General features: G+C 44.6%; 9 protein-coding genes and 1 rRNA gene. 7 read left to right on the plus strand and 3 right to left on the minus strand.

Features of this window, described 5'->3' with window-relative positions:
• Positions 1-250: 250 nt before the first annotated feature.
• Positions 251-366, plus strand: a 5S ribosomal RNA gene (gene rrf / locus ACVBIL_RS11205).
• A gap of 996 nt (positions 367-1,362) precedes the next feature.
• Positions 1,363-2,637: a CinA family nicotinamide mononucleotide deamidase-related protein gene (locus ACVBIL_RS11210; RefSeq protein ID WP_447167067.1), complete on the plus strand. Its 1,275-nt coding sequence runs from the start codon at positions 1,363-1,365 to the stop codon at positions 2,635-2,637.
• Between the two features lie 100 nt (positions 2,638-2,737).
• On the opposite strand, the gene ACVBIL_RS11215 is transcribed toward ACVBIL_RS11210, so the two are convergent.
• From ACVBIL_RS11215 to argE, 3 genes are all read right to left on the minus strand, one after another.
• A complete protein-coding gene (locus tag ACVBIL_RS11215) occupies positions 2,738-3,280 on the minus strand; it encodes a DUF1439 domain-containing protein (protein ID WP_447167068.1) in 543 nt (180 codons plus the stop codon).
• A complete protein-coding gene (gene ppc, locus ACVBIL_RS11220; protein ID WP_447167069.1) occupies positions 3,280-5,916 on the minus strand; it encodes a phosphoenolpyruvate carboxylase in 2,637 nt (878 codons plus the stop codon). Before ppc ends, ACVBIL_RS11215 begins: the two co-directional genes overlap by 1 nt.
• A gap of 167 nt (positions 5,917-6,083) precedes the next feature.
• The gene (gene argE / locus ACVBIL_RS11225) at positions 6,084-7,235 is read right to left on the minus strand and encodes an acetylornithine deacetylase (RefSeq protein ID WP_447167070.1); all 1,152 of its coding nucleotides are present in this window, start codon (positions 7,233-7,235) and stop codon (positions 6,084-6,086) included.
• 276 nt (positions 7,236-7,511) lie between these two features.
• On the opposite strand from argE, the gene argC reads away from it, so the two are divergent.
• The 5 genes from argC to argH all read left to right on the plus strand — a co-directional run bounded on the left by argC (position 7,512) and on the right by argH (position 13,042).
• Positions 7,512-8,504, plus strand: a complete 993-nt coding sequence (gene argC / locus ACVBIL_RS11230; RefSeq protein ID WP_447167071.1) for an N-acetyl-gamma-glutamyl-phosphate reductase — start codon at positions 7,512-7,514, stop codon at positions 8,502-8,504.
• 15 nt (positions 8,505-8,519) lie between these two features.
• Positions 8,520-9,332, plus strand: coding sequence for an acetylglutamate kinase (argB, locus tag ACVBIL_RS11235; protein ID WP_447167072.1), 813 nt, complete (start codon positions 8,520-8,522; stop codon positions 9,330-9,332).
• Positions 9,333-9,347: 15 nt separating this feature from the next.
• A complete protein-coding gene (locus tag ACVBIL_RS11240; RefSeq protein ID WP_447167073.1) occupies positions 9,348-10,253 on the plus strand; it encodes an ornithine carbamoyltransferase in 906 nt (301 codons plus the stop codon).
• Between the two features lie 72 nt (positions 10,254-10,325).
• Complete coding sequence (locus ACVBIL_RS11245) at positions 10,326-11,564, plus strand: argininosuccinate synthase (RefSeq protein ID WP_447167074.1); 1,239 nt, start codon at positions 10,326-10,328, stop codon at positions 11,562-11,564.
• 110 nt (positions 11,565-11,674) lie between these two features.
• Positions 11,675-13,042, plus strand: coding sequence for an argininosuccinate lyase (gene argH / locus ACVBIL_RS11250; protein WP_447167075.1), 1,368 nt, complete (start codon positions 11,675-11,677; stop codon positions 13,040-13,042).
• Positions 13,043-13,054 lie beyond the last annotated feature (12 nt).

Genomic DNA, 13,054 nt, shown 5'->3' on the forward strand with positions numbered 1-13,054 from the left:
TAGGCAAGGTGTGTAAGCGTTGTGAGGCGTTGAGCTAACTTGTACTAATGACTCGTAAGGCTTAACCATACAACCCTGATGGGTTTTATGAGATTGATGTTTTTTACATCATCAAAATTAGAATAAACACTTAATGTGTGTTTGAACTCAATAATAATTTCAGTATTTAGACGATAAATCGTCTGAAAACACAGCTTTCTAAAATTTTTTACCTTTAGTTTTTTTAAAACTGAAAGTAATACAGAATTTGTCTGGAAACCATAGAGTTGTGGCACCACCTGAATCCATTCCGAACTCAGAAGTGAAACGCAATATCGCCGATGGTAGTGTGGGGTCTCCCCATGTGAGAGTAGGTCATTTCCAGGCGCCAAATACACGAAAAAGCCCTAGCAGAAAACGCTAGGGCTTTTTTCGTATATACACTGCGTGAAAAGAGCTACTCCCGATGTCGACCCGCCGCTAAGCGGGATCCCCAGCTTGCAGCAAAGCTGCTACGCGCTACAAGATTGCAATGTACTTCGTACATAAAACGCAACCTCTCCGCCCCCATGTGTTCGCTGCGCGAACTACGAGAGTAGGTCATTTCCAGGCGCCACTTTTATTTCACTTTCGTAAAAGTGAAGACAAAACAGTATTCTCGAAAGAGAAGCGATAAAGCCCGTTGCTAACGCAACGGGCTTTTTTCGTATAGTCACTGACCTAAATTGTTCCTGACAATTTTAGGCACTTCCTATATCCATATAGGTCGCGTGAAAAGAGCGACTCCCGATGTCGAGTAGATTATTGCTCCTGCATAATCGACATTTCCGCCATCTGATATTTAGGATTAACAAATGCCTTGGTGGCATGGATGCCCAGGAAAGGCCTTGGCGGTCACCACTGCTACGCGCTACAAGATTGCAATGTACTTCGTACATAAAGCGCAACCTCTCCGCCCCCATGTGTTCGCTGCGCGAACCGATTCGGCCATTTCCAGGCGCCACTTTTATTTTCACTTTTGTAAAAGTGAAGACAAAACCGTATTCTCGTAAGAGAAGCGATAAAGCCCGTTGCTCACGCAACGGGCTTTTTTACGTCTGTAATTTGTTGAAATTACGGACTTATCAAATGAATAATGCCTTGTGTGAGATGATATGCCACTAAGTCAGCAGGTATTTTAAAGCGCTATTTTAGGACTAGGCAATGTGCTATCCCTACTGCACAAGGCAGTCGATGGCAGCGAATCTCTTTATTCATCTTGAAAGTGAAAATAATCTCTAATGATATTGCTATTACTGCTTAGCTTTCATAGTTTAGCTGTAGTGAAGTCGCTAATAGCTCAACTATAGAGCTCTGGCTATAGGATACGTAAAGGATTATCGAATGAAGCTGGAAATGATTTGTACTGGTGAAGAGGTGTTGGCAGGGCAGATAGTCGATACTAATGCTGCATGGTTTGCTAGTGCTATGATGGAACATGGGATTGAATGTCAGCGTCGAGTAACCGTTGGTGATCGTTTAGAAGATTTAGTCTCTGTATTTAGAGAGCGTAGCTTGGAAGCCGATATTATTCTGGTCAATGGTGGCTTAGGCCCTACTAGTGATGATCTATCAACTCAGGCGATGGCTTTAGCAAAAGGTGAGCCGCTGTGTGAGAATAGTATTTGGCGTGAACGTCTAGAAGGTTGGTTTACTCGAAGCGGTCGTGTGATGGCTGAGAGTAACCTTAAGCAAGCATTGCTGCCAGAGTCGGCCATTATGATAGATAACCCTGTGGGAACTGCTTGTGGCTTTGCTATAAAACTTAATCGAGCATGGCTTTTTTTCACACCTGGCGTGCCATTCGAGTTTAAACAGATGGTTAATGAGCAATTTATTCCGTTTATTAAGCAGCGTTTCGATATCGGCGGAGCTGTTGCTTTAAGAAAATACCTTACTCTTGGTCAGGGGGAGTCTTCGCTTGCGGATGCGTTAGAGAAGATAGAGTTACCTGATGGCATTACTATCGGCTATCGCTCTTTTATGCCGCATATTGAAATTAAGCTTTTTGCTCGAGGGATTAGTGCTATTGAGCAGCTAGATAAAATAGAAGCGCAAATCCGATTTTTGTTAGGTAATGCAATTGTTGCTGATGACAAGAAGAGTTTAGCTGAAGAGATCCATAGATTGTTAGTCGACTCAGGAAAAAGCCTAAGTGTGGCGGAATCTTGTACTGGCGGTATGATCGCCAGTCAGTTAATCAGCTTTTCTGGTAGTTCCTCTTATTTTGACCAAGGTCTAGTGACGTATAGCAATGAATCTAAAGTGAAAATTTTGGGTGTTAAACCTGAAACTTTAGATGACTACGGTGCAGTTTCTATCGCGACGGTAGAGGAGATGGCGATAGGAGTCAGGGCGATATTGGATAGTGATTTTGCATTAGCGACTAGCGGTATTGCAGGCCCTACTGGGGGCACTGATGACAAACCTGTTGGCACTGTTGCCATTGCGCTAGCAACAAAAGGCGGCGTTTATAGTCAGATGATTAAATTACCAAGACGTTCTCGAGATTTAGTGCGTAGCTTAAGTACTGCGGTGGCGTTTGATATGTTACGCAGAGAGTTATTGGGTGAAGCGGTGATTATTGATTACGGCTCGATAGGCCGCTTTAAAAAATAGATACTTCTTATACTGATTGGTATTAGTATCTGCCAAAGAATAAAAAGCAGTATCAAATGATACTGCTTTTTGCTTTTAACTACCCAGTTAGAGGCGTTAGCTACTCATCGAATACAAGCACAAGTTTACCGGGTTTGACTTCAATTCGTTTAGTCATATCGGCAATGAGTGCTTGGCTGGATTCTTTGGTATCTAACACGTATACCGGTTGGGTTTCTAAAAACTGAGTTAAAAATCCCATTAGCTGCGGAGCGATAGAGCCTATAGCTTTTTCAATATCCTTCGGCTTAGATTCCACTTTAATCAGCTGCAGGTTACGCAAGTAAACACTGTGGTTACTTGCGTCATACCATGGCTCAGCTTCAAACTGTGTCACTAGGTTTGCCCTTATTGGCATCAAAGGGTTGCGAACGTTAACTATCGTCGTCGCAGATACGGCCATAGTGTCAGGTTTATTGCCTAGGCTGACATTAATGTCATTTACCCGCAGATCAATACCAAAAATCTGATTGCCCTGTTTTATCTCAAAGTGCATCTCATCGTTGAGATAACCTTCCAGCTCTTTCTCTGTGATGTTGTATTGACTGACACAGCCAGTTAATAGCAAAACAGCACTAGCTAACGCTACTTTTAATAACTTCATTAACCTGTATTTCTCATCCCAGCTGCAACGCCCGCAATGGTTAACATCAAGGCGAGTTCTACATTTTGAGAAGATTGTTCCTCTCTACGTGTTCTCGCAAGCAGTTCGGCTTGTAAGAAGTTTAATGGGTCGATGTAAGGGTTTCTTAGTTCTACCGACTGTCGGTTCCATGGAGTATGTGCCATTAATGTTTCTGCTTGTGTTAGCTCGAGAACCGCATCGACTCCAATTGCTAAACGTTCCCTCAGTTGCACCCCAAGGTGATGTAGCTCTTTTGGCACCAAGCTTGTTTCATAGAACTTAGACAAGTTAGGCTCCGCTTTAGCGTAGACCATTTCTAGCATAGAGATCCTCGTCTTGAAGAATGGCCAATGCTTTTCCATCTCTTGTAAAAGCGGTAAATCACCTCGCTCTGACGCAGCCTTTAAAGCCTCTCCTGCACCTAACCATGCTGGAAGCATTAAACGGTTCTGCGACCAAGCAAAGATCCAAGGGATAGCGCGTAAGCTTTCAATACCACCATCAACACGACGTTTAGCTGGTCGACTACCTAATGGTAGCTTTCCTAGCTCTACCTCCGGGGTCGCTGCACGGAAGTAAGATACAAAGTCAGGCTCTTCTCGTACGATAGCGCGATAGGCAAGTACCGATTCATTAGCGAGTTGCTGCATACACTGACGCCACTCTGGCTTAGGCTCTGGCGGTGGTAGTAATGTCGCTTCCATTACCGCAGAGGTATATAGCGCCAGACTTTGTACCGCAAGTTTAGGCAGGCCAAACTTGAAGCGGATCATCTCACCTTGTTCTGTCACTCGAATACGACCGTCTACCGAACCTGGTGGTTGCGACAGAATGGCTTCATGTGCCGGTCCGCCGCCACGGCCAATAGTGCCGCCACGACCATGGAACAGGGTTAGTTTGATATTGGCTTCTTGGCTTATGGCAACGAGCTTTTCTTGAGCGCTATATTGTGCCCAAGCAGCGGCCATAACACCGGCATCTTTAGCTGAGTCAGAATAACCAATCATGACTTCTTGAATGCCTTTGGTGTAACCTCGGTACCAATCGATACTAAACAGTGCTGACATACAAGCCGATGCATTATTTAAGTCATCTAAGGTCTCAAATAGTGGTACAACCCGCATAGGGTGCGGACAGCCTGTTTCTTTTAGCAGTAATAATACTGCTAAAACATCTGATGGCTTACTTGCCATTGAAATAACGTAGGAACCCATGGCTCTAGCCGGTTGGCTGGCGATAAGTCGGCAGGTCTTTACGACTTCCTCCACGTCTGGCGATGCTTGCCAATTTGCAGGGATCAAAGGTCGTTTGCTGCTTAGCTCACGTAGTAAGAAAGATTGCTTTTCACTTTCGTCCCAATGACTGTAGTCGCCCATACCAAGGTAACGTGTCAGCTCGGCAATGACATCGGCATGGCGCTCAGCATCTTGGCGTACATCGAGTCTTAGCATATGAATGCCAAAACAGGCGATACGACGTAGCATATCGAGTAGCAAACCATTGGCGATTAGGCTCATGCCTTGATCGCAAAGGCTGTGATATAGCATCATTAAAGGATCTTTGAGATCGCTTTCATGCCAAATGATATCACTTGGATTAACATCTGGATGATGGCCTTCTAGTTTGCCATTTAGATAATCAATAGTGTTTCTAAGTTTTTGCCGCAGTGTTCTAAGCACATCTCTATAAGGCTCGTTGCTGTTATTGGTGTAAGCCTGCAACGCTTCGTTTGCGCCTTCCATCGATAGTTCGTTTACCAATAACACTACATCTTTGAGATATAACCGCGCCGCGGTATGACGATTGCGATCAAGTACCTCTTGGGTCACGATAGAGGTGACAAAAGGATTACCGTCACGGTCTCCACCCATCCAACTTGAGAATCTTACTGGCGCGATATCGATAGGTAGCTGGGTATTAGTGCGTTCTTCGACTTGCTGATTTAACTGTCTAAGAAAATCTGGAATGGCTTGCCATAAAGAGGCTTCAATAGTGCTTAGCCCCCAGCGTGCTTCATCGACGGGCGTTGGGCGTTCGTTGCGAATTTCGTTAGTATGCCAGATCTGTGCAATCAGTTGACGCAAACGAAGATGGTGCTGTTTTTTTTCTTGTTCAGTGAGTTGAGTATTTTCTAGCGCCGCGAGTGAATCAATAACCGAAGAATACTTCTGGATCAGTGTGCGACGAGATATTTCTGTCGGATGCGCGGTAAGTACCAGATCGATATCGAGTGTTTTTAAGCAGGCTAAAACTTTTTCTTGATCGATCTTACCGCCAAGCATACGCCCTAGCAGTTGCTCTACCGGGTCCGGTACGCAGACTAGTTCGTCACAATTACGACTAATGGTGTGGAACTGCTCAGCGATATTCGCGAGATTTAAAAATTGGTTAAAAGCTTTAGCAAAAGGAACGAGCTCATCATCGCTTAGAGAAGAGAGTAATGTCAGCATCTCTTCGCGAGCGGCGTCATCACCTTGGCGTGAGCTTTTTGCTAGATGACGGATTTGTTCAATTTTATCTAAGAAAGCGTCATCCAGATCGGTGCGGATTGTGTCACCTAAAATCTGCCCTAAGGTCCCAACGTTAGACCTTAGCGAGGCATACATGTCTACCATACGTGCTCCATATCGGTAAGCTAATCGATCACAATACCTAGCAGTGCAGTGCTAGGCAATGATCCAGATTAAAATATCGTGCTTGAATGTGTTTTGCATCACTTTTCAGGTGTAGCCTTGTAAGGCTTGGTTATACTTTGAGCTGTAAAGTGGGTGAATAATTGAAATTACTTTATACATGCATGATAAATCAGTTTTTTTAATAGCTCTTTCGTGCGCTCAATATAGGTAAGATCTAAAAATTCATCCGGTTGATGCGCTTGCTCGATACTGCCTGGGCCGAGTACTAAAGTTTGGCAACCTAGCTTGCTGATGTAAGGCGCTTCAGTTGCGTAGTTCACCACTTCAGGCTGACTTGCACTGAGCTGGGCGACCAGTTGCGTCCAACTGCCATCTTTTTTATCTGCAAACGGCTCAGAGCCGGGGTATAAAGGAGCAACCCTAATACAGCCAGGATATTGACTGCATACTGGCTCAAGATAGTTAGCGACCATTAATTCTAAATCTTCTAGAGCAAGGCCAGGAATGGGCCGGAGATCGATATGTAGATCGCAGCAGCCACAGATCCTATTCGCCGCGTCTCCGCCATGGATATGGCCAAAGTTCATGGTTGGGTAAGGCACGCTAAAGGCATCTTCTCGATAGTTATCGGCTAAATGTTGTTTTAGCTTGAGTAATTGCCCGGTAACGAGATACATCACTTCGATAGCATTGAGTCCTTTAGCGGGATCGGACGAGTGACCGCTTCGACCCGTTACTCGTATGCCTTGGGTAAAATGTCCTTTATGCATATACACCGGCTTTAAGCTGGTGGGCTCACCGATAATTGCATAATCAGGTGAAATTGATTTAGCTGCTGCGAATGCCTTAGCTCCGTTCATGGTTGTTTCTTCGTCGGCACTGGCTAAGATGTGTAACGGCCGCTTAAATTTATCCATAGGTAGTTCTTGTAAGGCAGCAAGCACTAGTGCAAAAAAACCTTTCATGTCGCAAGTCCCTAAGCCATACCAGCGATCGTTCTTTTCGACTAAAGAAAAAGGGTTCTGGCTCCAACGTCCTTCATCAAAAGGTACTGTGTCAGTATGACCTGCCAAGAGTAATCCCCCCTGACCTTGGCCAAAAGATGCGACTAAATTGTGTTTATTACGTGTATTGGCAACGGGAACTGACTGGCATTGCATACCGAGTTCACTAAACCAAGTATGCAATAGTTCTATGACAGCTATATTGCTTATATCTTGCTCTGCTTCTAGAGCACTGATTGACGGCGCTGCAATCAATTGACTAAAACTACTTTTAATATTAGGCAGTGTTTTCATTAAAAAGTACTCAAATATATATTCAAATATATTGCATAATTAATTTCTCGTGTTAGTCTATCAAACAGCTGAGGTAACTACCACAATTCGATGGTCTGTTTAATGAGAGTATATATGTTCAATCTGGTTAAATTAATAGTAGTTAAGGTTAATCATACCCACTTCCTGCGACGATAATCTTGTCATTAATGGTGTTCAGCCAGGGCTTAAGTTGTGCCCATTCTTTTTTTTGTTTTGTCATCTAAAGTAAAGATTAAGGTTTTAAAGTCATAGACTATGAAAAATATAGCCATTATTGGCGCTAGTGGTTACACCGGCGCACAGATTACTACTCTTATAAATGCCGAATCTATGATGTCGATTCAAGGCCTTTATGTATCTGAAAACAGCCTAGATAAGGGTAAGTCTTTATCTGAACTTTACCCTGTCTATAGTCATATCTCATTATGTTTAAATCCACTCACAGAGAATGCTAAACAGGCTATCGTTGCGACCGCTGATGCCGTGGTTCTTGCGACAGATCATGCTGTCAGTTTGCACTTGGCCGCTTGGTTTTATAATCAAGGATTAGTTGTATTTGATTTAAGTGGAGCATATCGTTTTGCGGATGTAGCGCAATATCCTAAGTGGTATGGTTTTACTCATGAATACCCGCAAGTACTTGCAGATGCTGTGTATGGATTAGCTGAGTGGAATGCACAGCAAATCGTGACAAGTAAGATTATTGCTGTGCCCGGTTGTTATCCTACAGCCTCACTTACCGCGCTTAAGCCCATTGCGCATTTACTTACCGATATGTTGCCTGTGATTAATGCGGTAAGTGGCGTGACGGGTGCAGGCAGAAAAGCGCAGCTACAGACCAGCTTTTGTGAAGTAAGTTTGACCCCTTATGGGGTGCTTGGCCATAGGCATCAACCTGAGATTGCAACTCAACTAGGGCAAGAAGTCATCTTCACCCCCCACCTAGGTAACTTTAAACGCGGCATACTTGCAACCATCACGGTTCAATTAGCTGCAGGCACAACTATCAGTGATATTGAAAAAGCCTACCAATGTTACGACTCAGCCGATCTTGTCACAGTAAAACAGAATCAATTCCCTAAGGTCGATGATGTGGTGCAAACCCCTAATTGTCATTTAGGTTGGAAGTTTGATGAGGGTAGCGGTTATCTCGTGGTTGTTAGCGCCATTGATAACTTAATGAAGGGGGCTGCGAGTCAAGCCCTTCAGTGCATAAAGATTCATTTTGATGCACCGGTAACGACGTAGGTTGGGAGAATTAAAATGAATACGAGTAAATTGACAACGACACCAACTAAGCCGGTTATGGTACTCAAAGTTGGCGGTGCATTACTGCAGTGTGAAATGGGCATGGCTCGGTTAATGGAAGCCGCTGCAAGCATGATTGCTAATGGGCAAGCTTTGATTATGGTACACGGCGGTGGATGTCTAGTTGATGAACAACTTAAAGCCAATGGTATGACAACGACAAAGTTAGATGGATTAAGAGTGACACCACAAGAGCAGATCCCTGTTGTAGTCGGTGCCTTAGCTGGCACGTCTAATAAAACCCTGCAAGCAGCAGCGATTAAAGCGGGTGTTACCAGTTTGGGTATGAGCCTTGCCGATGCAGGCATGATGACTGCAAGCATTAAAGATCCACGGTTAGGGCTGGTGGGTGAGGTTGAGCCAAAAGATGCCTGCTACCTTGAGTTTGTATTATCCAAGGGGTGGATGCCAATAGTGAGCTCAATCGCGATTAGTGAAGGCGGCGAGATGCTTAATGTCAATGCTGATCAGGCGGCAACGGCTTTAGCAAAGTTGGTTTCGGGCTCATTGGTTTTGCTATCTGACGTTTCAGGTGTACTCGATGGCAAAGGCCAGTTAATTAGTAGTTTAAATAGAGCTCAAGTGAATGAGTTAACCAAGATTGGCGTTATCGAGAAAGGAATGAAGGTCAAGGTAGAAGCTGCGTTAGATGTTGCTGAGTCCATGGGCCAAACCGTACAGATCGCTTCTTGGCGTCATGCAAAGCAATTAATCGCATTAAGTAAGGGCGAGACCGTTGGCACACAGATCCAGCCACAAATTCAGTAATAGGAGAGTAGTTCTATGCAACATTTACTATCAATTAAAGATTTAAGCCAGCAAGAGTTACTCGACCTATTAGCATTGGCAAAAACAATTAAGGCTAATCCTGCTGAATATAAGCATGCCCTAGAGGGTAAAAGCGTCGTCATGCTATTTGAAAAGCCATCACTGAGAACGCGGGTAAGCTTTGATATTGGCATTAATAAGTTAGGTGGCCATTGTTTGTATCTCGACCAGCAAAATGGTGCACTGGGTAAACGTGAGCCAGTATCTGATTTTGCCGCCAATATCTCTTGCTGGGCTGATGCAATTGTAGCGAGGACTTTCTTGCACTCGACAATTGAACAACTTGCTGAACATGGCACAGTGCCTGTGATTAATGCCTTGTCTGACCTTTACCACCCTTGTCAGGGCTTAGCAGACTTTCTTACCTTAACTGAGCAATATGGCGATGTGAGTAAGGTGAAGCTGGCTTATGTAGGTGATGGAAACAATGTGACTCATTCATTAATGTTTGGTGCGGCCATTTTAGGGGCGCAGCTAACCGTAATTTGTCCGCCTGGCCACTTTCCTGATGGCAAGGTCGTGTGTGAAGCACAAGAACTCGCGGCTAAACACGGCGGTAAATTGGTTTTGAGCTCAGACATTGCGGCAATCGAAGATCATGACGCCATCTATACCGATACTTGGATCTCTATGGGCGACTCAGCATCGATGCAAGAGATTGAAGCTAAATTTAAGCCCTACCAAGTGAATGCACAGCTAATGCAAAAGGCTGGTGCCAAACACTTTATGCATTGTTTACCCGCGTACCGCGAAGTCGAAGTGACTGCTGAAGTTGTCGATGGTGAAGGTTCACTTATTTTACACCAAGCTGAAAACCGCATGCATGCGCAAAATGCCGTGTTAGTGACTCTTTTAAGCTAATTCTTTTAAAAATAATCAGTCTCAATTGGCATTAGCGAATTGGATATAAAAATTAAGCAGTAGGAAATAACAATGTCTAATAAAAACTCAGTGGTTGCTCAGCAAGCGGATATTAAGAAAGTGGTTCTGGCTTATTCTGGCGGCTTAGATACATCAGCGATTATTCCGTGGCTAAAAGAAACCTATAACGACTGTGAGATTGTGGCTTTTTGTGCCGATGTCGGTCAAGGCGAGGCAGAGCTAGAGGGCTTGTACGAGAAGGCAATCGCCTCAGGTGCTTCAGAGTGTTACATCGTCGATTTGAAAGAAGAGCTGGTGGCTGATTATATCTACCCAACAATTGCGACGGGTGCCATTTATGAGGGAACTTATTTATTGGGTACTTCTATGGCGAGACCGATTATTGCAAAGGCGCAGGTTGAAATCGCACGTAAAGTGGGCGCAGATGCGGTATGCCATGGCTGTACGGGTAAAGGTAATGATCAGGTACGTTTCGAAGGTTGCTTTGCCGCATTAGCACCAGATTTAACCGTAATTGCGCCTTGGCGTGAGTGGGAAATGGTGAGCCGTGAAGACCTGCTTGATTACCTAGCAGAGCGTAATATTACTACGTCTGCTTCAGCCACTAAGATCTATAGCCGTGATGCTAATGCTTGGCATATTTCTCATGAAGGCGGCGAGTTAGAAGATCCATGGAACGAGCCATCAAATGGCGTGTGGACCATGACAGTTGCTCCAGAAGATGCGCCTAATGAACCTGAATATGTGGCGCTAGAGCTTGAACAAGGCAAGATCACTAAAGTAAATGGTGAAGCGTTTACACCCTATAAAGCGTTAATGGTATTAAACGAAGTTGCTGGCGCTCACGGTGTTGGCAGAATCGATATTACCGAGAATAGACTCGTTGGCATGAAGTCTCGTGGTTGCTACGAAACTCCAGGTGGCACGGTAATGTTTGCAGCACTGCGTGCGATTGAGGAGCTAGTGCTGGATAAAACCAGCCGTGAGTGGCGTGAACAAGTGGGCGCACAGATGGCACACCTAGTGTATGACGGTCGTTGGTTTACCCCATTATGTGAGTCACTGCTTGGCGCATCCAAGCCACTAGCCGATTTAGTGAATGGTGAAGTGGTGGTTAAGCTTTATAAGGGTCAAGCCAGCGTTGTGAAAAAGCGTTCACCGAATAGCTTGTATTCGGAAGAATTTGCGACTTTTGGCGCCGATGACGTTTATAACCAAAAAGATGCCGAAGGCTTTATCCGTTTATATTCGTTATCAAGCCGGATCAGAGCGCTGCATAACCAAAAGTAAGCAGTTATTTAGCTGAAGTTAGTGAGCGCTAACAAAACTAGGTTAGCGCAAAATAAACAATAAGATAAAAGACGGGTATTGTCCCGTCTAGCATTAAAGAGGAAGTCAAAATGGCATTATGGGGCGGCAGATTTAGCCAAGAGAGCAGCGCACTGTTTAAACTTTTTAACGACTCATTACCGGTAGACTTCCGCCTTATTGAGCAAGACATAGCGGGCTCGATTGCTTGGGCTAGCGCGATAACTCAAGTGGGTATTCTTACCGAGCAAGAGTGCGTCGAGTTACATCAAGCACTGAATGAATTGCTTGCGGAAACGATCGATAATCCACAACGTATCATCGAATCAGCTGCCGAAGATATTCACAGCTTTGTCGAGCAATCGCTGATCGCTAAGGTCGGAGATTTAGGCAAAAAACTGCATACGGGTCGGTCGCGTAACGATCAAGTGGCTACGGATCTCAAACTTTGGTGTAAGCAAGAGGGTGAGCAACTATTAGCTTTACTGGCAAACTTAAGAGCGGCACTGATTGAGCTTGCTGAGCGTGAACTCGATGCCGTTATGCCAGGTTATACTCATCTTCAAAGAGCGCAACCAGTCTTATTTGGCCATTGGTGCCTTGCTTATGTTGAGATGTTTGAGCGTGACATTAGCCGTCTTCAAGATGCATTAAAGCGTGCCGATACTTGCCCGTTAGGTACTGGGGCGCTCGCAGGCACGGCTTATCCGATGGATAGAGTAAAGCTTGCGCAGTCTCTGGGTTTTGCATCGCCGACGCTTAATAGCTTAGACACAGTATCGGACAGAGATCATGTGATTGAAATTTGCAGTGATGCCTCTATTAGCATGATGCATTTAAGCCGTATGGCAGAAGATTTAATCTTCTTTAATAGTGGTGAGGCGGGCTTTATCGATCTCGATGATGAAGTGACTTCTGGCTCTTCTTTAATGCCACAAAAGAAAAACCCAGATGCACTTGAGCTAATCAGAGGTAAGACGGGTCGTGTATATGGCAGTTTGATGGGCATTTTAACCACTATGAAGGCGCTGCCGCTTGCGTATAACAAAGATATGCAAGAAGACAAAGAAGGTTTATTCGATGTGATGGATAGCTGGTCTATTTGCCTAGAGATGGCAGCATTAGTCTTGAGTGGTTTAACGGTAAATCGTGAGAAAACCCTAAGTGCTGCTAAGCAAGGTTATGCTAATTCAACCGAACTTGCCGATTATCTTGTATCTAAAGGTATTCCTTTTAGAGAGGCGCATCATGTAGTGGGCGAAGCGGTTGTCAGTGCCATTACCAAGCAAATGCCATTAGAAGATTTAACGTTAGAAGAGTTGCAAGCATTCAGCGGTGTGATTGAAGCTGATGTGTACGAATGCTTAACCATTGAGTCGTGTTTAGCTAAACGTGAGGCTTTAGGTGGTACGTCATTACCACAGGTAAAGAGTGCGCTAGCAATAAAGCAAGCTGGCTAGCCATACCATTGC

The sequence above is a fragment of the Shewanella sp. 125m-7 genome (genome assembly GCF_052977045.1).